The sequence below is a fragment of the Streptomyces sp. NPDC014894 genome (assembly GCF_043080985.1).
In the GTDB taxonomy this organism is placed as follows: domain Bacteria; phylum Actinomycetota; class Actinomycetes; order Streptomycetales; family Streptomycetaceae; genus Streptomyces.
Map to the genome: position 1 here is coordinate 155,590 of NZ_JBIBWD010000009.1, position 23,923 is coordinate 179,512.

Consider the following 23,923-nt stretch of genomic DNA (forward strand, 5'->3'; position numbering starts at 1 on the left):
ACGGGGAGAGACATGCAGCACGTGGACAAGTGGCGGGCCGTGGCGACGGCGACCGGACCCGCGGACCGCGCGGCGGCCGAGGACGGCGTACGCCTCGCCTACCGCACCGCCGGGCTCGCCGAGCCCGAGCGGATCATCTGGGCCGACTCGCCCCGCTCGGGCGTGCACGCCGTCCGGGCCCTGACCGGAGCCGGCCGCCCGGTCCGGGAACAGGTGCGCACCCGCCCCTGGGCCGAGGAGCGCCGCCGCGTGCACGACGAACTGGGCCCAGCGGGCTGGACGGAGCTGTGGAGCGTCACCGGCGCCCGGCTCTGGGACCACACCCGCGCCCTGGCCGAGCGGATCCGCGAGGCGCTCGTCGCCGAGCTGGCCGCGCCCGGGGAGGACGGCGCCTCGACCGGAGCGCCCGGCCGGACGCCGCGGGGCCAGGGCGGCCGCTTCCCCGGAGCCGCCGAGTCCGCCGCCGAGAGCGAGGTCCGGCAGCTTCTGCTCGACGCCGTCCTCGGCCAGCACGACGCCGCCTGGCTCGCCGCCTTCGACGGCCGGGGCGTACGGCTCGAAGGGCTCGCCCGCGTCGCCGCCCACGCCGGCTGGTGGTGGCCCTACGAGCACGCCGTGGTCATCTGCGAGCGCCCGGTCGAACTCCACCGCGACGAGGCCGGCCGGCTCGACAGCGGCACCGGACCCGCCCTCGCCTTCGCGGACGGCTTCGCGCTCCACGCCTGGCGCGGCATGCCGGTGCCCGCGGACTTCCTCGACGAACTGACCTCGCTCACCCCCGAGCGCATACGCGACGAGGCCAACGCCGAACTGCGCCGGGTCATGCTGGAGTTCTACGGCTACGACCGCTATCTCGCCGAGTCCGGGGCCGAGCCCCTGCACCGGGACGAGACCGGCGTCCTGTGGCGGATAGCGCTCCGCGGCGACGAGGACGTGGCGATGGTCGAAGTGGTCAACTCGACGGCCGAGCCGGACGGCTCCTTCCGCACCTACTGGCTCCGGGTCCCGCCCACCGTCCGGACCGCGCGGGAGGGCGTCGCCTGGACCTTCGGCCTGGAGGACCAGGCGTATGAACCGCTCCGTCAGACCTGAGCCGCCAGCAGCCGCTCCCGGCCGATCAGCGCCGTGCCGCCCGTCCCGGTGCAGGCGTGCGCGCCCGCCACCGCCCCCAGCCGGGCGCACTCCTCCAGACCGAGCCCGGACAGCCGGCCGTAGAGGAAACCGCACACATAGGCGTCGCCCGCACCGTTGGAGTCCACCACCGGACCGGGCGGGGCCACGGCGGGCACCGGGCGCGGCACGCTTCCCCCGCCGCGGGAGAGCAGATAGGAGCCCCCCGCGCCCGCCGTGCCCACCACCGCCTCCGCCCGCCCCTCGCTCAGGATCTCCCGCATCACCGACGCCATCCGCTCGCCCGAACCCGCCGAGCTGAGGAAGACGAGGTCCGAGCGGAGGGCGAAGTCACGGTGGTGGTCGGCGAGCCCGTCCCAGTCGTGCAGATCGGTGGAGACGGGCACGCCCAGCTCCTCGATGTCGTCGAGCAGGAAACGGGCGAAGTTGACGATCGACAGATGGACATGACGGGCCCGCCGCAGCTGAGGGAGGTAGACATCACGCGGCATCCGCAGATCCGCCGGGTCACGGCCGTCGTAGAACGACGTCCTGCGCCCCGACGCGTCGACCAGATTGACCGCCCGCCGGGTCCCGGCGGGCGAGATCAGCGACTCGAAGGGAACACCGCCCGCGGCCAGCCGCTCCCGGACCAGCCGGCCCGGCCAGTCGTCGCCGACGAAGTCGAGGAAGGTGACGTCCAGCCCCAGCGCCCGACAGCCCAGAGCCACGTTTCCACCGGTCTGACCGGGCGATTCCAGGATCGGGCCGACCCCGTGCGCGTCCGCCGGCGGGACGGGCGGCGAGCCGACGCGCACCACCGTGTCCACGCCGCCTCCGCCCACCACCAGGACATCGCAGGGGGAGAGACCGTCCGCGCGCTGCTCCGACAGATAAGACACGGCCCCAGTATGGCGGGCGCCGCCGCCGGGGGACCGGCGGGTCAGCGCAGCGCCGCGGTCAGGTCCTCGCGGGCCAGGCCGAGTTCACGGGCGAGCGCCTCATCCGTCCACTCCAGCATCGCCGCCCGGGACAGCGATCCGGCGTACGACGTCATCTGCACCGCGAGCCCGTCCAGAAAGGCGGTCAGCCGCCAGGCCGCCGAAGCGGGATCCTCGCAGGGGAACTCGCCATTGGCCGCGCCCTCCGCGATCACCTCGGTCAGGGCTGCCTTCCACTGCTGGTCCAGATCGCGGGCCACCTCCCGCAGCGCGGGCTCGCGCAGCGCCACCGCCCATCCCTCGATCCACAGCCGCCAGCCCTTGGCCGTGCCCGTCGGCGCGTACCAGCGCACGGCGGCCCGCAGCCGGCGCAGCGCGGAGGTGCGGCGGCCCAGCAGCTTGCGCAGATGGGCCAGATCTCCGTCGGCGGCGTGTGTGAAGGCCGCCGCCACGAGCTTCTCCTTGGTCGAGAAGTGGTACAGGACAAGAGCGTTGCTCACTCCGAGCCCCGAGGCCACATCCGCTATCCGGACGGCCGCGACACCGCGCCGCTGGATCTGTTCGACGGCGGCGCCGAGGAGTTCCGCACGCCGCTCCGCCACGCTCAACCGGACTCTTGCCACGGGCCTCACCCTACACAGGCGATCTTCGCCGAAGGCAGGGAAAAGACAGGGAAGTCCGAAGACGGTGAAAGGGGCCCAGCCGTTCTGTGCCCCTTTCGGCATCCTCGTCGTTCCCGTCCCGTCGGACGGCGCCGTCCGCCCGGACCGCAGCGCCTCGCGGTGGCCCGCCCGGACCGCTCGGAAGCACCCCCGGCCGGTCCGTCCGGACACGACGGAGACCTCGCCAGGCCCGCCCGAGCGTCTCCGAAGCACCCCGCCCGATCCGCCCGAGCGTCTCTGAACGCACCCCGCCGGATCCGCCGGGACGCCCGGCAGCTCCCCGCCCCGGCGGCCGCCCGACGGCTGGGCGCGCGCGGCCCAAGCCGACCGGGACCCGTGCCGACCGGGCTCGCGCCGACCGGGACCACCCCCTGCCGACCGGGAGGCAGGACGATCTGGAGGCGCGACGGGCCGCCGGAGCCGCGGGCGGGTCGAGATCCCCAGGAACACCCGGGCCGCCGCGCACGTTGCTCCGATCATGACGACCCGGCGAGGGCGCGCCCCCGGCGCGCACCGCACCCCGGGCCGGAGGACGCCCGCGCGGACGGCGGACGCTCCCGCGCGGCGGATTTTCTGCGCGGTCTGTCACAGCCCGCGCACATAATGGGAAGACCCGACACCAGGAGGTGCCGTGACCGGCCCCGGCTCACCCCACCCGCTGAGATCCCGGCTGCGCTCCTTGCGGTCGGCCGCCTTCGGCGCCGACCCCGCCGGAGCGCGGATGGACCGGATCCGGCGCTCGCCGAACTATGCGAACGGGGTCTTCCAGAACCCGGCCGGGGCCAGGACCAGGCCGTCCGGCGCGGCCATGGCCGAGTTCGCCAAGATCTACTTCCAAAAGGAGGCCCGGGCCCGCCGAGCGCCCGCCGGCCGGATCCCCGTGCACCCCGGCACGCTCACCGATCTGGCCGAGCCCCCGGCATCCGGACTGCGGCTCACCTGGATGGGGCATTCCACCGTGCTCGCCGAGATCGACGGACGGCGAGTGCTGTTCGACCCGGTCTGGGGCGAGCGCTGCTCCCCGTTCTCCTTCGCCGGACCGAAGCGGCTCCACCCGGTGCCCGCGCCGCTCGCCGCACTCGGCCCCGTCGACGTGGTCGTGATCTCCCACGACCACTACGACCACCTCGATCTGCCCACCATCAAGGCCCTGGTCTCGACGGACACCGTCTTCGCGGTCCCGCTCGGCGTCGGAGCCCACCTCGAACGCTGGGGCGTGGCCCCCGACCGCCTGCGCGAGCTGGACTGGAACGAGACGGCGGAGGTCTCCGGCATCCGGTTCACCGCCACCCCGGCCCGTCATTTCTGCGGCCGGGGCCTGCGTAATCAGCAGCACACCCTCTGGGCCTCCTGGGTCGTCGCCGGTCCCGACCACCGGATCTACCACAGCGGTGACACGGGCTATTTCCCCGGCTTCCGGGACATCGGCGCCGAGCACGGCCCCTTCGACGCCACCATGATCCAGATCGGTGCCTACAGCGAGTACTGGCCCAGGAACCGTACGGAGCCCACCCCGCTGTCGGGCGCGTGGCCGGACATCCACATGACCCCGGCCGAAGGCGTCGAGGCCCATCTCGATCTTCAGGGGCGCACACCCCACGGCGTTCTGCTGCCGATCCACTGGGGCACGTTCAGTCTGGCCTTCCATGCCTGGGCGGAGCCGGGGGAGTGGACGAGGGACGCGGCGGCCGAAGCGGGGCAGCCCGTGGCGTTCCCCCGGCCGGGCGAGCCCTTCGAGCCCGCGGGAGTCCTCCCCGTCGAACCGTGGTGGCGGCGTGTGTCCCACTCCATCGCCCGCCCCTGGCGCGGATCCAAGCCCGCGGCCGTCTCTCCCGACGCCGCACCCCAGGGCGATCTCGACCTCGCGGCCGAGCGCTGAACCCAGCCTGGCGCTCCCCCCTGGCCGGGCCGGGCGCTGAGCCCCTGGCCGAGCGTTGACCTCAGCCGGGCGCCGGCCCCGGCACCGCGCCGACCCCGGCCGGGCGCGGCCCCCGTCGTGATCGCCCGCGCCCCGCGCCCCGCGCCCGCGCTCACGCCCAGCGCCCCGGGTCCTCGCCGCGAGCCCCGGGGGCGCGGCGGCGGCGACCCCGTCCGGCGTGCCCGCCCGCCGGGGTACCTCCCGCCCGAGTCGTACGCCGGTGAGTGACGGGCTCCGAGGCTCGGCCCCGCGAGGGAGTACCGCAGGGCATCGCCCCGCCGCCGCGACCGGCCCGGCCCCGTCGCCACCACCTGACCGCGCCACCACCTGACCGCGCCGCGCCGCGTTGCGATCACGACCGCCGAGATGTTCCCGTCCGGTCGAGGAACGCGCGTTCCGGCCATGTCCGTACAGGAGCCCCGGACCGGCTCCCGGGCGGCGGCGCGCTCGGCTGATCGGGCGGTCCGGGCGTCCGGCGCGGTGCGCTCGGACGCGTAAGCGGGGGAAGGACCGCCGCCGGAGGGCAGAGCTGCCCCCGGACACGCCCCGGCAGGGGCATCGGCGTCCGCCGCGCGAAGATCTCCAGGCGGACCTCACGGGCAGGCCGACGGGCTGATCGGCGACGTCCGCCGGGCGGCCCCCGGCCGAGCCGAAGGTCCGGCGCTTCCGGCGCGAAGCCCCCATGGCGATGCGCACGCCGACCGGCCCGGCCCCACCCGTACCCCCTCCGCGCCCCGGGCACGAGGGCGTCGGGGCTCGGGCCGGTGCGCCGGGGCGAAGCAGTTCCGGCCAATCTTTGACGCGCCTATGACAAGTCTGTGTCACTCCTGCAACTCTTCCCCCGTTCGTCGCACCGTTGCTCGGCACGGCTCTGCCCGGACGTCCGCATCAGGCCGTCCGAATCCCCCTTGCAGAAGGAGTCCGCGTGAGATCCACGCATGGCCGGCGCACCACCGCGACCGGGGCCCTCATGGCCGCGGTCGTTCTCCTCGCCGTCGGCCTCCCGGCCAGTGCCTCGGCGACCGGGACCACGGTCACCGATCCGGCCCCGGCGAAGATGACCAAGGCGACCAAGGCGACCAAGGCGGGGAAAGCCGACCCCGGCGCGCTTCCGCTGAGCCTCACCCCCGCCCAGCGGGCCGAGCTGATACGCGCCCAGAGCGCCGCCACCGCGGCCACGGCCAGGAAGCTGGGCCTCACCGCCCAGGAGAAACTCGTCGTCCGCGATGTCGCCAAGGACCGCGACGGCACCCTGCACACCCGCTACGAGCGCACCTTCGCCGGCCTTCCGGTGCTCGGCGGCGATCTCGTCGTCGCCGGGACCGACGCCGGCCGGGCCAAGGCGGTCAGCAGGGCCTCGAAGGCCACGCTGAAGAAGCTGGGCACCACGGCCCGGATCGCCCCGGCGGCGGCCGAGAAGCAGGCGCTGGCCCGGGCGAAGGCGGAGGGCTCCACCCGCACCGACGCCGAGCGCGCCCCGCGCAAGGTGGTCTGGCTGGCGCAGCAGGACAGGCCGGTCCTCGCGTACGAGACGGTCGTCGGCGGTCTCCAGCACGACGGCACCCCCAATGAGCTGCATGTCGTCACCGACGCCGACACCGGCGAGAAGCTCTACGAGTGGCAGGCGGTGCACAACGGCACCGGCAACACCCAGTACAGCGGCCAGGTGACCCTGGGCAGCACCCGGTCGGGGTCCTCGTACAACCTCACCGACGCCGGGCGCGGCAACCATGCCGCGTACGACCTCAACAGAGGGACCCCGGGCACGCCCGCCCTGTTCTCCGGGCCCGACGACGTCTGGGGCGACGGGCTGCCGGCCAACGCCGAGACGGCGGGCGCGGACGCCGCCTACGGCGCCGGGGTGACCTGGGACTACTTCAAGAACGTGCACGGCCGCAGCGGCATCCGGGGCGACGGCGTGGGCGCGTCCTCCCGAGTCCACTACGGCGACAACTACTCCAACGCCTTCTGGCAGGACTCCTGCTTCTGCATGACCTACGGCGACGGCTGGGGCAACGCCCAGCCGCTCACCGCCATCGACGTCGCCGCGCACGAGATGACGCACGGCGTGACCTCGGCCACCGCGAACCTCGTCTACAGCGGCGAGTCCGGCGGTCTCAACGAGGCGACCTCCGACATCTTCGCCGCCGCCGCCGAGTTCCACGCCGACAACCCCCAGGACGTGGGCGACTATCTGGTCGGCGAGAAGATCGACATCCGGGGCAACGGCACCCCGCTGCGCTACATGGACCAGCCGAGCAAGGACGGTCCGTCGCAGGACTACTGGTACGCGGGCCTCGGCAACCAGGACGTCCACTACTCCTCGGGCCCGGCCAACCACTGGTTCTATCTCCTCTCCGAGGGCAGCGGCGCGAAGACGATCAACGGCGTCGCCTATGACTCGCCGACCTCCGACGGCCTGCCCGTCACCGGTATCGGCCGGGACAAGGCCGCGCTGATCTGGTACAAGGCGCTCACCACGAAGTTCACCTCCACCACCGACTACGCGGGCGCGCGGGAGGGCACCGTCGCGGTCGCCACCGAGCTGTACGGAGCCGCGAGCCCCGAGGTCAAGGCCGCCATCGACGCCTGGGCCGGGATCAACGTCGGCGACCGCCCGGGCGGCGGCGGCGACCCCAACCCCCCGGGAACGCCCTTCGAGAACACCGCCGACATCGCCATCCCGGACCTCGGCCCGGCCGTCACCTCCCCGGTCACCGTCTCCGGCATCGCGGGCAACGCCCCGGCCGCGCTGTACGCGACGGTGAACATCGTCCACACCTTCCGCGGCGACCTGGCGGTCGACCTGATCGCCCCGGACGGGACCGTGTACCCGCTGAAGGCGTCCAGCGCCTACGACTCGGCCCCCAATCTGGTCAAGACGTACACGGTCGACGCCTCGTCCGAGACGGCCAACGGCGTCTGGAAGCTCCAGGTGCAGGACAAGGGCTGGCAGGACACCGGCTACATCAACAGCTTCAGACTGACCTTCTGAGCCGACGCCCCCCGACGCCCGCCCCCCGACGATCGGCAACAGGCAACAGGCAACAGGCAGCGGGCAACGAACAACGGGCGATCGGCAGCAGCGCGGCAGGCAATCCACAGCGGCCCCGGGACCACCCCGGGGCCGCTGTCGGCCGTCGTCCGCCCTCCCCCTCCCCCACCGGATCGACTCGCCCTTTTTCGTACCGGAGTGCGGGGCCTCATACCAGAGCGGGGTGAATAGCGGGGAACTTTGTCAACTCCTCGCCGTCCGGGCTCGTTGGACGACTACCGTGTGTTGCCAGTGATCAACGGTGGGCTTCCATCGCCCATGCCGTACGCCGTTGTCCGAGCCGAACCCCACCCCAGCCCGCCCGATCCCCCCGAGCGAATACGCCGAACCCTGGGACCCCCACGTACCAAGGACGCCGATGTCTCCATTACGCGCACCCGCCACGCGGCCGGACCGCCGTGACGGCGGGCGCCACGGCCGGTCAGACACCCGCCCCGCCACCTCGCCGGGCAGACCGCGTCCCCTGCCGCCCACCCCGGAACACCGCATTCGCCCCCGACTCCTCCGCACGGCGGTGCTCCCCGCCCTCGTCGCGGCGCTGAGCGGGGCGATCGCCGTCACCTTCACGGTGCAGAGCGCGACACCACGGCCCTCCGCCGCGCTGTGGGCCGTGCTGACCGCCACCGCGGCCCTCGCCATGGCGGCCGTCGCCGCCGCGGCGGTGGGCGCGGACCGCATGTCCTCGTCGCTGCTCCACCGTTTCGCCTCGCTGCACCGCTCCACCCAGCGCCGCCAGGCCGATCTGCGCACCGTCGTCGACCGGCTCCGGCGGGGCGAGGGCCCGCCCCCCACCCGTACCCCCCAGCGAAAACCCCCCAACGGCGACGAACTGGACCTGCTCGCACTGGAGCTGAGCCGCTCCCACGACACCGCGGTGGTCTCCGTCGTCCAGGCGTCCAAGCTCTCCAGCAGCGTCGGGAACGAACAGAAGCTGGAGGTCTTCGTCAATCTCGCCCGGCGGCTCCAGTCGCTGGTCCAGCGGGAGATCCAGCTCCTCGACGAGCTGGAGAACGAGGTCGAGGACCCGGAGCTGCTCAAGGGGCTCTTCCACGTCGACCATCTCGCCACCCGCATCCGCCGGCACGCGGAGAACCTCGCCGTGCTCGGAGGGGCGATCTCCCGCCGCCAGTGGTCCAACCCGGTCACCATGACCGAGGTGCTCCGCTCCGCGATCGCCGAGGTCGAGCAGTACCCCCGGGTCAAACTGGTGCCGCCGATCGACGGCACCCTGCGCGGCCACGCCGTCGCCGACGTGATCCATCTCCTCGCCGAACTGGTCGAGAACGCCTCCGCCTTCTCCGCCCCCAACACCCAAGTGCTGCTCCGCGCCCAGCATGTGACGGCCGGCATCGCCGTGGAGGTCGAGGACCGCGGGCTCGGCATGCCCATGGACGAGCAGAACCGGATGAACGCGCTCCTGGCCGACCCCGACCAGGTGAACGTCGCCCGGCTCCTCCAGGACGGACGCATCGGCCTCTTCGTCGTCTCGGCGCTCGCCCGCAGACACGGGATCGCCGTCCGCCTCCAGTCCAACATCTACGGCGGCGTCCAGGCCATCCTCGTCGTCCCGCAGGGGCTCCTCGGCGCCGAGTCGCAAGGGCTCCAGCACATCGACACCTCGGCGTCCGGCGAGGCGGCCGCGACGGAAGGCGCACCGCCGGCGCTCACCGCGCCCAAGGCCGTACTCCCCGAGGCCGCGCCCGAGGAGACCGCCGCCGCCCCCCGGCCGGCCGCGCCGGAGCACCGGCCCGAACCGGCTCCGGCCGCGCCCCGGCCCGCGCCGCAGCCCCGGACCCGGCCGCCGGGACCGGCCCAGCCCCAGCCCCAGCCCCAGCCGTCTCCGGTGCACAGCACCCCCCGGACCCTCGCCCCCCTGCCCGTACGCGCCGAGCACGTCGACCGGCCCAATCCGGCCGCCGCGCGCCCCGGCGCCCACCACCGCCCCCGGACCGCGGCCCCGCAGGCCACCGAACGGCCCAGCCTGCCGGTGGTGCCCATCGGCGCCGTACGGGGAGCCCTCGGCCGTCCCCAACTGCCCAGGCGGCGCAGCCAGGCGCATCTGGCGCCGCAGCTCAGAACGGGGCCGCCGGCGCGCAAGGAGGAGGACCACGCCATCGCCGACCCCGGACTGATGGCGGCCTTCCGGCGGGGCATCGGCCGCGCCGAGGCGCACATCACCGCACCCGCACCCGCCCCCGTATCCGACGCGGAATCGGCTCCGGCCCCGGCCCCGGCGCCGCTGAACACCCGGGCCCGCCGCCCCGAACCGCAGCACCACGACAACATCTCCAAGGAGTAGATTCACCATGGCGAGTGATGCGCCGAACGGCCATGCCTCGGACCTCGACTGGCTGCTCAGCGGTCTGGTCCAGCGTGTGCCGTACACCCGCAACGCGGTCCTGCTCTCCTGCGACGGCCTGGTGAAATCCGTCCATGGGCTGGACCCCGACAGCGCCGACCATCTGGCGGCGCTCGCCTCCGGTCTGTACTCCCTGGGCCGCAGCGCCGGAGCGCGCTTCGGCGACGGCGGCGAGGTGCGCCAGGTGGTGGTGGAACTCGACTCCACGCTGCTGTTCGTCTCGACCGCCGGATCCGGCACCTGCCTGGCCGTGCTCGCGGGCCGAGAGGCGGACGCCGCCGTGCTCGGCTACGAGATGGCGATGCTGGTGAAGAGCGTCCGGCCGTACCTCACCACCCCGGCCAGGCAACCGAGCGGGGCGCCGAGCATTGCGGGTCGCTGACCGTGCCGGCCCCTCCGGACGGGCCGTTGCTCGACGACGCGGCGGGTCGGCTCGTCCGGCCGTACACGGTGAGCGCCGGCCGGACCCGCCCCACCACCACGCTCGATCTGCTCTCGCTGGTGATGGCCACCGGGACCGCTCCGGCGGAGAGCCTCGGGCCCGATCACGCGTCGGCGCTCGAACTGTGCGGCGGCCCGATCTCGGTCGCCGAGGTCTCGGCGCATCTGGGACTCCCCGCGGCCGTGACCAAAGTGCTGCTCTCCGACCTCGTGGACTGGGGCGCCGTCACCGCCCGGGCGCCTCGCCGCCACCCCACACCGACCGACCGTTCCTTGCTGGAGGCAGTGCTCGATGGCCTACGACGACGGCTCTGAAGTCGACGGCACCGTGCCGGACGACGGCTTCCCCACCGCCCTGAAGATCCTGGTCGCGGGAGGTTTCGGGGTGGGCAAGACCACCTTCGTGGGCGCGGTCAGCGAGATCGAACCGCTGAGCACGGAGGAGCTGCTGACGCAGGTCAGCAGGGCCACGGACCCGTTGTACGGAGTCGAGGCCAAGTCCACCACCACCGTCGCGATGGACTTCGGCCGGATCACCCTCGACGACCGCCATGTGCTCTATCTCTTCGGGACGCCCGGCCAGGAGCGCTTCTGGTTCATGTGGGACGAGCTGTCCTGCGGAGCGCTCGGCGCGGTCGTCCTCGCCGACACCCGCCGGCTCCAGGACTCGTTCTCCGCGGTGGACTTCTTCGAGGGCCGCGGCATCCGGTTCGTCGTGGCCGTCAACGAGTTCGACGGGGCCTACCGCTACACCCCCGACGAAGTACGGGCGGCGCTCGACCTCAAACCCCAGGTGCCGGTGGTGATGTGCGACGCGCGGATCGCCAGCTCCGGCATCGGGACCCTGGTCACGCTCGTTCAGCATCTGCTCACCCCCATCGCGGCGCCGGCCCCGGCGCCGAGTTTCGGAGCCCCGACATGACCTACCACCCGACCGGGCATCTGCTGCTGACTCCCATCGACCGCGAAGCGCCGGTACGGGTGCGGCGCCTGCGCGAGCTGGGCTTCGGCGACCGCCCCGACCCCGCCTTCGACGAGTTCGCCGACCATCTCGCGGCGGTGACCGGAGCGCCGTACTCCATGGTCAACTTCATCGACGAGAACCGGCAGTACTTCGCCGGTCTGCACACCCCCTCCGGTCAGCACAACGGCGGCGATCTGTCCGCCGCCGCGGCGGCGGGCGGCGAGGTCAGCCGCTTCATGGCCCGTGACCACGGCTACTGTCCGCATGTGGTGGTACGGCGCAAGGCGCTGGTCCTGGAGGACGTCTGCGACTATCCGCGGTTCGCCGGGAACCCGGTCGTGGACGAGATCGGCATCCGCTCCTATCTCGGCGCGCCGCTGATCGACCGTACGGGGATCGCCCTCGGCACCATCTGCGTCGTGGACACCGAGCCGAGGCCCTGGGGCCGGGCGGGCCTGGAGACGATCAAGGCGCTGGCCGCCGAACTCATCGAACAGATCCACCGCCGCGAGGACGGAAGCCTCTGAGCCCGACGGCGGTGGCTCCCCCCGGGGCCTTCCGGCCGCCCTCCCGGTGACTACCCCGGCTCCTCCGGCGCTCCCGACGCTCCCGGCTCTCCCGGGGAGGCCACCCGGCCTGCGCCGGGTCCTGCGCCCGGCCCCCGTCCGGTCAGACGGCCGGTTCCAGCCGTACGGTCTCGGACAGCCGCTGCGACCACTGCCCCTTCGCCGTGCCGAGCGCCACCTCGGCGAGCCGCAGCAGCTGTACGTCGGAGGTGCCGGCCGGAGCGAACATGTGCAGCGCGTCGCGCAGATAGCGCTCGATCGGCCGGTCGGTGAAGAGCCCGGCGGCGGCGTGTATCTCCATGGCGTTGCGCGCCGAGTCGATCGCCGACTCCACATTGATCAGCTTCGCGTTCATCAGCTCCGCGTCGCACGGCAGCCCCTGGTCGAGCAGATGCACCGCGTGGTACGCGGAGAGCCGCGCGGTCATCAGCCGCGACTGGAGTTTGCCCAGCGTGAGCTTGACCGACGGCAGATCGTGCAGCGGCTTCCCATAGCGGTGTCGCTGGGCGCAGAACCGGGTGGTCTCGTCCAGGATCGCCTGGTGGATGCCGAGCGACACGGCGGTGAGATTCGCCCGCCCGTACAGCACGCTGGAGGAGTACGCCACGGCGAGCCCGTCGCCCTCCTCGCCCAGACGGTTCCGCGCCGGGACCCGGCAGTTCCGGAAGAACAGCTCGCCGAAGCTGAAGCCGTGCAGCCCCATGGCCGGGAGCTGCTTCCCGGTGCTGAATCCGGGCCGGTCGGACTCGACCAGGAAGGCCGTCAGCCCGCGCGATCCGGGGCCCGTCCTGACCACCACACCGTGCAGATCGCCGACGTGGCTGTTGCCCACGTACACCTTGCGGCCGTTGAGCACGTACTCGTCGCCGTCCCGTACGGCGGTGGCGGCCATGCCCAGCACATGACCGCCCGACTCCGCCTCGGTCACGGCGATCGTCGGCAGACAGCCGCCCGCCGAGATCAGCGGCAGCCAGGTCTTCTTCTGCTCCTCGTTCCCGAAGTGAACGATCTTGGCGGCGCCGAGCTGGGAGGCCTGGAGCATCGCGCCCATCGCCCCGCTGACCCGGGACAGCTCCTCGATGATGATCGTTTTGGCCAGATGGCCCGCTCCCATGCCCCCGTGGTCGCGGCTGATGGTCGCGCCGAGCCAGCCCTGCCGGGCTATCAGCCGGGACAGCTCGCGGTGCGCCGTGCGGGAGGCCTCCATCGCGGGGATCCTCGGGCGCACCTCTCTCTCGGCGAAATCTCTGACCCGGGCGCGGAGCTGATGATGAAGCCGATTGGTGAAGTACCCGTCCATCGCGAGCCTTCCTCTGCGAAACGCCTGCTCGGGCGATTGTTCGAGCAGGTGGTGCATCGACAGTGGTCCCCGTACCGAGAGGCCGACCACCTCGGTTCTGCGGTACGGCATTCCCTTCGTGCTTCTGTGTGCCACATGCCAACGGCAATGGATTCCCGGCGCGGAGGCGTCGAGCGGCCGCAAGCCCTTTCAGTCGAACATGGGTTCGATGTCTGGCGGTGTCTGAAGAACCGATACGGCATAGGCGTGGCCGGAAGCGGACGCATCCCGGCGGTGCGGCCGGAGGCCAGAACCAGCCGGGCCGGCGCGTGGGGGCAATCGTCGGCGCGCACGCCAGGACGGGTTGCGAGCAGCGTGCGCATGGGCGTGCCTTTGGTCGCGCGCCCCCAGCTCGGAGGGGAGGAACACTATGGCTTTGCCCCGATATGCGGGTGAGTGCCGGGGAGTGCCGGGGGTCCTCCCGTCATGTTCCAGGGCGTGCGGCCGCTCCCGCGCGAGCCCTTTTCACACCTGGTGCTCCAGAACATGCGTGAAAAGCTCCCGCACTACCCTCCCATCGCTCCCGGTTCCCCGCCGGGGAATGTCGGGAACGCATGCCTTGTCCGGTGCCCGGAGGGGAATCCCGGGTCGCGAGAAAGCGCTTTCCCCGCCGCTCTGTCACAGTGCGTCACTGCGCGTGTGCGGTATTCGCGTCGGCTTCCGCTCCAGGCTTGCGGGCTGGGCTGGGCTGGGCTCGGTCGGGTCGGGTCGTTCCGGGGCCGGGTCGGCCGGTTCGGGGTGAGTGTCGGTGGCACGTCGTACCGTCGTCCCATGGCCACAGCCGACGATGTGCGAAGAATCGCGCTCTCCCTGCCCGGAGCGCTGGAGAAGCTGACCTGGGGCATGCCGACATTCCGCCTGGAGAGCGGCGGGCGGATCTTCGCCTCGCTCGACGGCGACGACGCCGCGGTGGGGGTGAAGTGCCCGAAGGAGGACCGCGAGGAGCTGATCGCCTCCGAACCTGGGAAGTTCTTCATGCGCGCCGGCCACGACGACGCCTACGCCTGGATCCGGGTCCGGCTCGCGTCCGTCGACGACGAGGACGAGCTGTACGCGATCCTCCTCGACTCCTGGCGTCAGGCCGCCCCCCGCTCCCTCCTCGCCGCCCACCCCGACCTGGCCACCCCGCCCTCCCCCTGACCTCGCCGCCCCGGCACCCGTCCGGCCCTCCCGGCGGTTCGTGACCACCGCTCCGAGTGCGGTATTGTTCTCATGCGCGTTCAGCCAGGGGAAACCCCAGGTCAGACGGGCACCGGGACGTGGCGCAGCTTGGTAGCGCACTTGACTGGGGGTCAAGGGGTCGCAGGTTCAAATCCTGTCGTCCCGACCAGCGTTTTCGCAGGTCGGAGGCGGTATCGGAGTAATCCGGTACCGCCTTTCCGTGTTTCTTGGGGACCACTCGGTTTGGCGGCGTTTTCCGGGGGTGCGCTGGACAGTGAGGCCGAGGGGTGCGCGGACGGGGTCGAGGTGGGCGGCGAGAACGGTTCCGGCGCGTGAGGTCGGTGCGGGGGCAGCGCTGGGCGGTGAGCAGGGATCGCTGTCCGGTGATCTTGCGGAGCGGGTGGGCGGGGACGCCGGGGTCGGCGAACCGGGTGGGGTCGGTGTGCCGGAGGTCGTGGCGGCGGAGACGTTCGAGACCGAGTGAGACGACGACGTCGTCCCGGTGAGTGGTGTCGGACAGTGCCGCGCGGGAGATGTGTCCACCGTGCGGCCCGGGGCGTCGGAGCTGGGTCGGTGGCGAGGATGTGTTCGGCGGCGCGGGGCCGGATCTCACCAGTAACGGCAGGCAGGTCCACGGCGGCCAATGCGGTGCCGAATGTCGCCACCAGGTCGGTGGACGGCTCCAGCGGTTTCGGTTCGTTTCGGTGCGGCCGCTTGTCTCCTCGGCTCCCGACCGTCCCTCTGGTGCCACGCGTCGGCAGCCACGTCACGGGTCAACCCCGCCCGCGAGCCGCCCAGATGGCCGTCAGGCCACTCGTCAGAGGTCGAGCGGAGCCCCGCGGTGAGCGAAGTCACGGGTACGGTTCGCCGCTGGTGGTGCTGTTCACAAGCCAGCTGTCGGGCGCGCCGGAAGCGGAATGGGATCATCGTACTGGCTCTCGGGTGGTCGGCACCGGAAGCTTCGAGGGGCGGCGTCTCCGGGAGGCCGCCCTGTCCGTGTTCTCGTGCCGCCGTGCAGGAACGCTGCACGCAGGGCCAGTTGACAAGGGAAGCAAGGCTTCCGGCGTCCGTCCTGGATCCCGCCGACTTCAGCCATCCATACGATGTAAAGGTAGCAACTGTGCATTTTCTGCCGCGGCGTGCGCTGACGCCGCTAGCTGTAACTTCACCTGGAAGACGGGTGTTTGCTCCCTTGGCCGGGACGGCGCTGACCTGTGTGTTGGCACTTCTCGCGGGCCTGGTCACTGTGATCGCCTCGGCATCGCCGGCCTCCGCCGCCCAGCCGGACCGTAAGAGGTTCATGGCGACGTTCAACATGCTGCACTCCACCGCCGGCGGTGACATGTGGGCAGCGGTCGCGGAGATCTCCCGCAGCTTCGGTGTCGTCGCCCTTCAGGAGGTCCCGCGTAACGGCCAGCTCGTGCCGACTCCGCCCAACTTTCCCCATGGGAGCACCCTTCTGGGGCAGATAGGTACGGGAATCTGGGAGTACGAGTGGCGCATCGGGAGAGGCGCCGACGACGTTCGGTACATGTATCTGGCGACGAATCCCACACAGCCTCTGGGGATCGTCACCACCCGGCGGGCGGATCACGTAGAACTGATCGCGCATCAGACCATTCCGAACTCTCGTCCGGCGCTGTTCATCGCGCACAATGACATCCAAATGGCGTACGCCTCGATCCATGCCTTCTCCGGGAACGGCAACGACGGGGTGGGGTTGGTCAACGCGGTACGTGACGCGACGACGGCCTACGGGGCCGCGAATCCCCCGCCTCCGGGGGGAGATCCGTGGAACTGGGCGGTTCTGGGAGACTACAACCGCGACCCTTCGCTGATGCGCAATGATGCCAACCTGCCGCAGGGTGCGACTGTGGTCAGCCCCACTCAGAGTTCGCAGCAGGGGGGAAACACACTTGACTACATGGTGACGTCGATGGCGGCGAACTTCTTCAACGCGTCGACCGCGGCTCCCTGGAGTTCGATCCGCAACAGCGGAAGCGACCACCAGCCCGTCCTGTTCAGCCCGATGCGAGCAGAAGGGGCGAACCAGGGCTGGACCTACCGCTTCGCCAATGCCACCGGGCCCAAGCACTCGGCCATCTCCATCCCCAACGGCTCCACCGCGAACGGCGCCGCCGCAGCGCGAGAGGGGTGGAAGCGTGAACTGAGCCAGGTCTGGAGGGCCGAGGACTTCGTCTCCGACGGGTCCAACAGCGCACACAAGCTGATCAACTCGCAGACGAACAAGTGTCTCACTCTTGATGTGGCGCTCAACGTCGTTCGTCAGGCCGATTGCCGCGACAGGGACTCCCTGAACCAACTGTGGCAATACCACACGGCGGGCCGAAATCTCCAAAGCATGGACACGTCCGGGGGCGTAGGATTCGTCGCCCGGTCGACGGACCCCGCCAATGAGAGTCTCACCACCGGCACCTACGCATCCACGATCCCTGACGAGTATCAGTGGACGATGGAGCCCATCGACCTCCGGCACTGGAACACGGGCGGCTTCCCCGCCGGTGACCAGGATTCCAATCCCGTATACATCAAGGACGGCAATGCGAATCAGAAGCTGAAGGCAGGCGCCGACCATGTCTCGGGCGGGCACGCCAACCACAGCGACAATGAGCACCACGGCGACGAGTTGTGGAATCACCAGCCGTCAGGCGTTGCGGGCGGCCGCCAAGTGGTCAACGTAACCACCCAGGAATGCCTCACAAGCCCGGCTTCGGGCCAGGGGAAACCCACGATGGAGCCCTGCCAGTCCGGCAACCGGCACCAGGCGTGGGAGTACGTCAACGGGCATCTCATGGGGATCGCCGTGGGAGCCGTCGTCATCCTCGCCGGCGGGGAACTCGTGATGGCTGTGGGCGCGGCCGTCGTCGGGGTCATGAGCTTCATCACCGGTCGAAAGCTGGGCGGGCACGTCAGCCTCGCGGTGATGCCGCTGGGTGACTCCATCACCTTGGGAGTGGGCAGCAGTACGCGGAGCGGCTACCGGCCCGCGCTCAGCCAGATGCTCGCCCAGGACACCTCAGCGGTGAAGTTCGTGGGTTCGATGCGGGACGCGGACGGCACGCGGCACGAAGGCCATTCGGGGTGGCGCATCGACCAGATCAGCGCGAACATCGACCGCTGGATGGCTGACGCCAAGCCCAATGTGGTGCTGCTGCACATCGGCACCAACGACATGAACCGCAACCACGAGGTGGCCACCGCACCCCAGCGACTCGGCCGGCTCGTCGACCAGATCTACGACGCCTCCCCGGCCACCGTGGTCGTGCTGGCCTCGCTGGTCCCGGCCGCCGACCCGGTCGTGCAGGCCCGCGTCAACGCCTACAACCGGGCCATCCCCGGCATCGTCGCCGATCGCGCCGCCCGCGGCTACCGCATCGCCCAGGTCAGCATGGGCGAACTGTCGGTGACGGACCTCAACGACAACCTCCACCCCAACAACAGCGGCTACGCCAAGATGGCCCGCTCCTTCCAGGGCGGCATCGTCACGGCTTCGCAGAGGAACTGGATCGTCCCGGAGGTCACGGTCAAGCCCGCGCCCCCCGAGGCGGGCCAGGGCGAGGCGGCCGGTGACTACCGCGTCGACGTCAACGGCGACGGCCGCTCGGACTACCTCGTCGTTCAGGACAACGGAGCCGTGCAGGCGTGGGTGAACTCCACCGGCGCGGACGGCCAGGTGAAGTGGTCCGACTACGGCACCATCGCCTCCGGATCCGCTCAGTGGACCGGTGCGCAGGTGCGGTTCGCCGATGTCGGCGGTGACGCCCGTGCCGACTACCTGATCCTGTCCGCCACCGGAGCGGTCCGCGCGTTCATCAACCAGGGCGGCAACGGCCGTGGCGGCTGGCTGGACGCCGGCACCATCGCCACCGGATCCGCTCAGTGGACCGGTGCGCAGGTCCGCTTCGCCGATGTCGGCGGTGACGCCCGCGCCGACTACCTGATCCTGTCCGCCACCGGAGCCGTCCAGGCGTTCATCAACACCACCCGGCCCGACGGCACGCTCAAGTGGGACGACTACGGCACCATCGCCTCCGGATCCGCTCAGTGGACCGCCGAGGACGTGCGGTTCGCCGATGTCGGCGGTGACGCGCGCGCCGACTACCTGATCGTCGAGGAGAACGGAGCGGTCCGCTCCTACATCAATCAGGGCGGCAACGGCCGTGGTGGCTGGCAGTACGCGGGCACCATCGCCACCGGCTCCGCTTCCTGGAACGCGACCCAGGTCCGCTTCGCCGATGTCGGCGGAGATGCTCGCGCCGACTACCTCGTCCTGGCCGACAACGGGGGACTGACCGGGTACCTCAACGTCACCAACGCAGCCGGCAAGACCACCTGGGCGGCCCAGGGCGTCATCGCGTCCGGAACCGGGAACCCTGGCCACCGCGTCAGAATCGGATGAGCCGGTAAGTCCGTAAGCCTGTAAGGCCGCGAGGCCGCGGCACCGTGGGGTCACAGCCCGCCAGGACTGTGACCCCACAGTCTTGGCCGCCTCCCTCTGCCGGTGGCCGCTATCACCGGCGTCGCCGCCGTGTCCCTCGCAGCGCCCTGTCCCGCTCGGGCCGGACGGAGCGCTCGGCGTCGCCGCGCATGTCATCACTGCTGACAAGCCCAGGCAGCATCCTGGCCCGAGTCCGCCGTCCAGGAAGGCGAGCACCAGTCCGCGGTGACGGCCTCGGCACATCGAGTTGTGGATCGCGATCCGGCTCCGCGACCGCAGCCTGTTGCGAAGAACCCGGTCATCCATCGCTCTGCGCCGACCGGCTCTGAACAGCGGGAAGACCGTTCATTGAGGCGGACGGGGAAGCCCGGAGAAATATCTGATGATCCCCTGGGTGGCGCCGGATATCCTGCATTGTTCTGAAACAAGCCAGGGAGGTCCCTCACCATGAGCAGTGCCACGTCGCCCTTTCCCGATCGGATCGAGCTCAAGGGGGAGGGCCTCGTCCTGCGTGATTGGGCGGAGGGGGACCTGGCCGCGATGCCGGAGTTGTTCGACCATCCCGACATCGCGTACTGGACGCCGATCGTCTCGCCCTTCGACGAAGCGGCGGCCCGCGCACGCCTGGACCGGAGTCGGCGGCTGCGGGCGGAAGGCACGGCCATCCTCCTCGCCATCACCGTGGACGGCGGCGCACCTCTCGGCGAGGTGATGCTGCGGCGTGCCCCCGAGGGCACAGAACTCGGCTACGCGGTCGGCCCGGCGCACCGCGGTCAGGGGGTGGCTGGGCGGGCCGTGCGGGTGATGGCGGAGTACGCCTTCGGGCAACTGGCCCTGGACCAGGTGATCCTGGAGCTTGAGGCCGAGAACGCCGCCAGTGTCGCCGTGGCCACCAAGGCGGGGTTCAGCTTGCTCGATGTGCCGTTGATCAAGGGCGAGGACAAGGGACGGCCCTATGCCCTGCAGACGTGGGGGCTGAATCGCCCCTGATTCCCAGCGCTCAGGACGAGGAGTCCGCCGGCATCAGACCAGCGCCCAGGGCGTACGAGCAGCCGAGCGGGCCGTTCTTCAGGGCCGGCAGGGCACCCCCCCGAGTTGCCGGTGAGTTCCTCCTCCGAGCGCCTGCCTCGGGCCGTGTCCCCGGCCCCGGGCCAGAGCCGCGCGGATCGCATCGCCGGACCGGAGCGGACCAGCTCGGCCCGGCTCGGCCCGTACCCAGGCGACAGTGGTTCAGGCGCCCTGCCCGCCCCGCCCGTCCGGCGCGCCCCGCCCGTCCGGTGGGGGCGAGTGGCGCGGGGAAGGGGAAGGGGAAGGGGAAGGGGCGGAGGCGAAGTGGATGGGGGACTGGAAGCGGGCTTTGCGGGCGGCGCGGCGGAAGACGGTGAGGACGGCTGGGCCGGCGAGGGTGATGCAGATGAGGTTGGTGACGGCGCGGCCGGTGTCCCAGCCGAGTGAGGTGGCCAGGTCGAAGGCGAGATAGCGCTGGAACTGCTCGGTGAACGGCAGCCCGGGAAGGTAGGCGATGGAGCTGTTGGGGTCGAGTGAGAAGGGCCAGAAGGAGAGGTTCAGCAGGAAGCCGAACAAATAGCCGGAGAGGGAGCCGTACACCGCGAGCAGGGCGACCTCGCGGCGGCCGGTGGCCTTGGGGAGGAAGCCCGCGAGCATGCCGACGAAGGCGCAGCCGAACATCTGGTACGGCATCCAGGGCCCGACCCCGCCGGTGATGAGGGCCGAGGCGAAGAGCGACGTACAGCCGAGGGTGAAGCCGAAGCCGGGGCCGTACACCCGCCCGGCGAGGACGAGGATGAAGAACACGGTCTCGATGCCGGCGGTGCCCGCGCCGAGGGGGCGGATCGCGGCGTTGACCGCTGAGAGGACGCCCAGCATGGCGAGGGCCTTGGAGTTGATGCCGCCCTCGGCGATCTCGGAGATCACCACGCACAGCACGATCACCAGGAGTACGCCGAAGATCAGCGGCGGGGCGTAGTTCGAGCCGAACTTCCCGGGGGCCACCAGGAAGGGCCAGAAGAACGCGACGACGCCGAGGAAGGCCGCCATGGCGATGACGATCCCGGCCCGGGCGCGGATGCGAATGGCGGCGGTGCGTCTGCTCACTCGCCGGGCTCCGTTCCGCCGGCGCCGAGCACGGCGGCCAGCTGGTGCACTGTGAGGAAGGGCAGCGGGGAGAGGATCTTCGCGGTCTGCGGGGCGAAGACGGGGGAGGCGACGATGATCTCGGTGGTGGGGCCGTCGGCGACGACGTCCCCCTCGGCCATCACCACGACCCGGTCGGCGGCGCGGGCGACGAACTCCACGTCGTGGGTGGAGATGACGACGGATCTGCCCTCGGCGGCGAGACCGTCCACGATGCCGATCAGCTCGCCCTTGGCCCGGTAGTCGAGACCGCGCGTGGGCTCGTCGAGGAGCACGACCCGGGGCGCGGCGGCGAGCTGGATCGCCAGGACCAGGGCGAGCTTCTGGCCCTCGGACAGATCGCGGGGGTGGGCGGTGTCGGGGATGCCGGGAGCGAGCCGGTCGAGAACGGCGCGGGCCGGGATCCCGTCGGCCGCGACGCCGGACTCCGCGTCGGCCTGGTCGAGCTCCTGTTTGACGCTCTCCAGATAGAGCAGGTCGGTGGGAGTCTGCGGCACCAGTCCGACCAGTCGGCGCGCCCGCGCCGCCGGGACCTTGCCGGGGTCGGCAGCCCGGGCGCCGCCGGGCTCCCCGACGGCGACGGATCCCGCCCTGCGGGGGCCGGATCCCTGGAGCGCCCAGAGCAGGGAGGACTTGCCGGAGCCGTTGCGGCCCATCAGGGCGGTGATCTCCCCGCCGCGCAGATCGAGGTCGACCTCGCGGACGGCGGGCACGCCCTGGTACGCGACGGTGATGCCGCGCGCGGTGAGGATCCGCGCCCGGTCCGTGCCGGGAGCGGGCCGCACGGGCGGGGGAGCGACCCCGGCCAGCCGGGCGCGCAGCGGGGCCGCGGCCCGGCGGGCGTCGCGGATGGAGAGCGGGAGCGGTGACCAGCCGGCGGCGCGGCCCAGTTCGACGACGGGCGGCGCGATCGACGACGTACGGAAGATCTCGGCGGGCGGGCCGGACACGACGCGGCCGTCGCCCGGGAGCTGGATCACGCGGTCGGCGTACTGGACGACGCGCTCCAGCCGGTGTTCGGCGACCAGGACCGTGACGCCGAGATCGTGGACGAGGCGGGTCACGGCGGCCAGGACCTCTTCGGCGGCGGTCGGGTCCAGTGCGGAGGTGGGCTCGTCCAGGACCAGGACGCGGGGATGGGCGGTGAGGACGGAGCCGATGGCCACACGCTGCTGCTGTCCGCCGGACAGCTCGTGGAGGGCCCGGTGGCGCAGATCGGCGAGGCTCAGCAGATCGAGGGTCTCCTCGACGCGTTTGCGCATGGTGGCGGGCGGCACGGCCAGCTGCTCCATGACATAGGCGAGTTCCTCCTCGACGGTGTCGGTGACGAAGCCGTCGAGGGGATCCTGGCCGACGACGCCCACGACGTCGGCGAGTTCGCGCGGGGGATGGTCGGCGGTGTTCCGGCCGTCCACGGTCACCCGTCCGTAGAGGGTGCCGCCGGTGAAGTGGGGTACGAGGCCGTTGACGGCGCCGAGCAGGGTCGACTTGCCGACGCCGGTGTGACCGACGACGAGGCACAGTTCGCCCTCCTCCACCGTCAGATTCACATCGCGCAGGACGGGCTCGGCCATGTCCTCGTACTGGACGGTGACCCGGTCGAAGGTGATCACGTGAGTTCCTCGGTGCGCTGTGCGGGGAGGGCCGGCCGGACCGGCCGGCCCGGTGGCGGGGCCAGGAACCCGGCGGCCCCGGCCAGCAGGATCGCGACGGCCGGCACCAGCGGCAGGGTGGGCCAGCTGAGCGGGTGGATGGACGGGTTGAGTTCGGCGGCGTCGAAGCCCGCCTTGCTGAAGAGGAGTACGGCGGAGAGGACGCCGCAGCCGGCGACGGCCCATTCGGCGGCCCGCCAGGGGTCGGGCCGGTAGGTGGTGCGGGTGACCCGGCGGCCGCCGAGACGGAGCCCGCCCACGCACAGCAGGGCGCCGGCCGCGAGCGCGGGGAAGCCGAGCAGCGGGGGAGCGGTGGCGTCGAGCAGCCCGTACGCGCCGGCGCACAGGCCGCACATGCCGAGGAGCATGAGGGCCCCGGTGGCCCGGCGCGAGCGGCGGGTGGCCGTCCCGGCCCGGCCGTAGCCGCGGGAGTCCATGGCCGCGGCGAGCCGCAGGGAGCGTTCCAGGGCGTCCTCCAGGACCGGCACGATGACGCCGCGCAGGGCGCGCAGACCTTTGGAGCGCCCGGCGCGCAGCCGCCGTGCCCGGTGTACGCGCTGGACGCTCTGCACGAGTTGGGGCGCCACGCTGATGGATACGGTGACGGCGACGCCGAGTTCGTACAGCGCGCCCGGGAGCACCCGCAGCGCCCGTTTGGGGTTGGCGAGGGTGTTCGCGGCCCCGATGCAGCAGAGCATGCAGGCCAGCCGGAGGCCGTCGGTGGCGGCGGAGAGCAGGGCCTCCAGGGAGACCGGGCCGCCGATCTGGATGCCGGCGTACCAGTCGGGGGTGGGGATGTGCGGCAGGGCGAAGAGGAAGTGGTCGCGGGGGGTGATGCCGGTGGCGAAGACCGCGCGGAAGACCACCCGGATCGCGACGACGGTGAGCGCGAGAAGGAGGTAGTACTTGAAGCCGCGCGCCCAGGGGGCCTCGGTGCGGCGCATGGTGATGACGTAGCCGAGGACCGCGAGGACGAGGAAGAGCAGCAGCGGGTTGTTCGTGCGGCTCACCGCGGTGGCGAGGGCCAGGGCCCAGATCCACCAGGCGACGGGGTGAAGGGTGCGGGGCAGACGGCGGCCGCCCGGGTCCGGCGCGAGGCCGGACGCGGGCGGCCGGGCCGCTGTCGTGACGGGGCGGGACAC

At 71.8% G+C, this 23,923-nt stretch carries 17 protein-coding genes and 1 tRNA gene; 12 read left to right on the plus strand and 6 right to left on the minus strand.

What is annotated here, in order from left to right:
* The first annotated feature begins 12 nt into the window (after positions 1 to 12).
* A complete protein-coding gene (locus ACF089_RS22360) occupies positions 13 to 1,092 on the plus strand; it encodes a DUF6745 domain-containing protein (RefSeq protein WP_392029180.1) in 1,080 nt (359 codons plus the stop codon).
* On the opposite strand, the gene ACF089_RS22365 is transcribed toward ACF089_RS22360, so the two are convergent.
* Complete coding sequence (locus ACF089_RS22365) at positions 1,083 to 1,961, minus strand: carbohydrate kinase family protein (RefSeq protein ID WP_392029725.1); 879 nt, start codon at positions 1,959 to 1,961, stop codon at positions 1,083 to 1,085. The two genes, ACF089_RS22360 and ACF089_RS22365, sit on opposite strands and share 10 nt — an antisense overlap.
* Positions 1,962 to 2,053: 92 nt before the next feature.
* On the minus strand, positions 2,054 to 2,674 hold the full coding sequence (locus ACF089_RS22370) for a TetR/AcrR family transcriptional regulator (protein WP_392029182.1): 621 nt from the start codon (positions 2,672 to 2,674) through the stop codon (positions 2,054 to 2,056).
* A gap of 760 nt (positions 2,675 to 3,434) precedes the next feature.
* Between ACF089_RS22370 and ACF089_RS22375 the strand changes: the two genes are divergently transcribed.
* From ACF089_RS22375 to ACF089_RS22405, 7 genes are all read left to right on the plus strand, one after another.
* Positions 3,435 to 4,592 carry an MBL fold metallo-hydrolase gene (locus ACF089_RS22375; protein WP_392029728.1) on the plus strand — a complete coding sequence of 386 codons (1,158 nt, stop codon included), beginning with the start codon at positions 3,435 to 3,437 and terminating at the stop codon, positions 4,590 to 4,592.
* A gap of 964 nt (positions 4,593 to 5,556) precedes the next feature.
* Entirely contained in the window at positions 5,557 to 7,626 is a 2,070-nt protein-coding gene (locus tag ACF089_RS22380) for a M4 family metallopeptidase (RefSeq protein ID WP_392029184.1), read from the plus strand.
* Positions 7,627 to 8,044: 418 nt separating this feature from the next.
* Positions 8,045 to 9,985, plus strand: coding sequence for a sensor histidine kinase (locus ACF089_RS22385; protein ID WP_392029186.1), 1,941 nt, complete (start codon positions 8,045 to 8,047; stop codon positions 9,983 to 9,985).
* 7 nt (positions 9,986 to 9,992) lie between these two features.
* Positions 9,993 to 10,427 (plus strand): roadblock/LC7 domain-containing protein, encoded by a 435-nt coding sequence (locus ACF089_RS22390; RefSeq protein ID WP_392029188.1) that lies wholly within the window; start codon positions 9,993 to 9,995, stop codon positions 10,425 to 10,427.
* Positions 10,428 to 10,429: 2 nt separating this feature from the next.
* On the plus strand, positions 10,430 to 10,801 hold the full coding sequence (locus ACF089_RS22395) for a DUF742 domain-containing protein (RefSeq protein ID WP_392029190.1): 372 nt from the start codon (positions 10,430 to 10,432) through the stop codon (positions 10,799 to 10,801).
* Positions 10,779 to 11,408, plus strand: coding sequence for an ATP/GTP-binding protein (locus ACF089_RS22400; protein ID WP_392029192.1), 630 nt, complete (start codon positions 10,779 to 10,781; stop codon positions 11,406 to 11,408). Before ACF089_RS22395 ends, ACF089_RS22400 begins: the two co-directional genes overlap by 23 nt.
* Positions 11,405 to 11,977, plus strand: a complete 573-nt coding sequence (locus ACF089_RS22405; protein WP_392029194.1) for a GAF domain-containing protein — start codon at positions 11,405 to 11,407, stop codon at positions 11,975 to 11,977. The genes ACF089_RS22400 and ACF089_RS22405 overlap by 4 nt, the downstream gene beginning before the upstream one ends.
* A gap of 142 nt (positions 11,978 to 12,119) precedes the next feature.
* Here ACF089_RS22405 and ACF089_RS22410 read toward each other — a convergent pair whose 3' ends face one another.
* Entirely contained in the window at positions 12,120 to 13,316 is a 1,197-nt protein-coding gene (locus ACF089_RS22410; RefSeq protein ID WP_392029731.1) for an acyl-CoA dehydrogenase family protein, read from the minus strand.
* Between the two features lie 810 nt (positions 13,317 to 14,126).
* Here ACF089_RS22410 and ACF089_RS22415 point away from each other — a divergent pair.
* The 4 genes from ACF089_RS22415 (at position 14,127) to ACF089_RS22430 (ending at position 19,965) form a co-directional block, all read left to right on the plus strand.
* Positions 14,127 to 14,495 carry an MmcQ/YjbR family DNA-binding protein gene (locus tag ACF089_RS22415; protein ID WP_392029196.1) on the plus strand — a complete coding sequence of 123 codons (369 nt, stop codon included), beginning with the start codon at positions 14,127 to 14,129 and terminating at the stop codon, positions 14,493 to 14,495.
* Positions 14,496 to 14,608: 113 nt separating this feature from the next.
* Positions 14,609 to 14,685: transfer RNA gene (locus ACF089_RS22420), tRNA-Pro, on the plus strand.
* A gap of 1,131 nt (positions 14,686 to 15,816) precedes the next feature.
* Complete coding sequence (locus ACF089_RS22425) at positions 15,817 to 18,936, plus strand: GDSL-type esterase/lipase family protein (RefSeq protein ID WP_392029198.1); 3,120 nt, start codon at positions 15,817 to 15,819, stop codon at positions 18,934 to 18,936.
* Between the two features lie 486 nt (positions 18,937 to 19,422).
* Positions 19,423 to 19,965 (plus strand): GNAT family N-acetyltransferase, encoded by a 543-nt coding sequence (locus ACF089_RS22430; protein WP_392029200.1) that lies wholly within the window; start codon positions 19,423 to 19,425, stop codon positions 19,963 to 19,965.
* Between the two features lie 240 nt (positions 19,966 to 20,205).
* On the opposite strand, the gene ACF089_RS22435 is transcribed toward ACF089_RS22430, so the two are convergent.
* Genes ACF089_RS22435 through ACF089_RS22445 form a run of 3 tightly spaced genes read right to left on the minus strand, consistent with a single transcriptional unit; the run spans position 20,206 to position 23,923 of the window.
* Positions 20,206 to 21,090 (minus strand): ECF transporter S component, encoded by an 885-nt coding sequence (locus ACF089_RS22435; RefSeq protein ID WP_392029202.1) that lies wholly within the window; start codon positions 21,088 to 21,090, stop codon positions 20,206 to 20,208.
* Positions 21,087 to 22,742 carry an ABC transporter ATP-binding protein gene (locus ACF089_RS22440; protein ID WP_392029204.1) on the minus strand — a complete coding sequence of 552 codons (1,656 nt, stop codon included), beginning with the start codon at positions 22,740 to 22,742 and terminating at the stop codon, positions 21,087 to 21,089. Before ACF089_RS22440 ends, ACF089_RS22435 begins: the two co-directional genes overlap by 4 nt.
* Positions 22,739 to 23,923 carry an energy-coupling factor transporter transmembrane component T gene (locus ACF089_RS22445; protein ID WP_392029206.1) on the minus strand — a complete coding sequence of 395 codons (1,185 nt, stop codon included), beginning with the start codon at positions 23,921 to 23,923 and terminating at the stop codon, positions 22,739 to 22,741. The genes ACF089_RS22440 and ACF089_RS22445 overlap by 4 nt, the downstream gene beginning before the upstream one ends.

Coding starts and splice junctions, on each gene's coding strand:
- ACF089_RS22385 (WP_392029186.1), top strand. CDS start 8,045: ATGTCTCCATTACGCGCACCCGCCACGCGGCCGGACCGCCGTGACGGC.
- ACF089_RS22405 (WP_392029194.1), top strand. CDS start 11,405: ATGACCTACCACCCGACCGGGCATCTGCTGCTGACTCCCATCGACCGC.
- ACF089_RS22410 (WP_392029731.1), bottom strand. CDS start 13,316: ATGGACGGGTACTTCACCAATCGGCTTCATCATCAGCTCCGCGCCCGG.
- ACF089_RS22375 (WP_392029728.1), top strand. CDS start 3,435: ATGGACCGGATCCGGCGCTCGCCGAACTATGCGAACGGGGTCTTCCAG.
- ACF089_RS22390 (WP_392029188.1), top strand. CDS start 9,993: ATGGCGAGTGATGCGCCGAACGGCCATGCCTCGGACCTCGACTGGCTG.
- ACF089_RS22425 (WP_392029198.1), top strand. CDS start 15,817: ATGGCGACGTTCAACATGCTGCACTCCACCGCCGGCGGTGACATGTGG.
- ACF089_RS22360 (WP_392029180.1), top strand. CDS start 13: ATGCAGCACGTGGACAAGTGGCGGGCCGTGGCGACGGCGACCGGACCC.
- ACF089_RS22415 (WP_392029196.1), top strand. CDS start 14,127: ATGGCCACAGCCGACGATGTGCGAAGAATCGCGCTCTCCCTGCCCGGA.
- ACF089_RS22430 (WP_392029200.1), top strand. CDS start 19,423: ATGAGCAGTGCCACGTCGCCCTTTCCCGATCGGATCGAGCTCAAGGGG.
- ACF089_RS22400 (WP_392029192.1), top strand. CDS start 10,779: ATGGCCTACGACGACGGCTCTGAAGTCGACGGCACCGTGCCGGACGAC.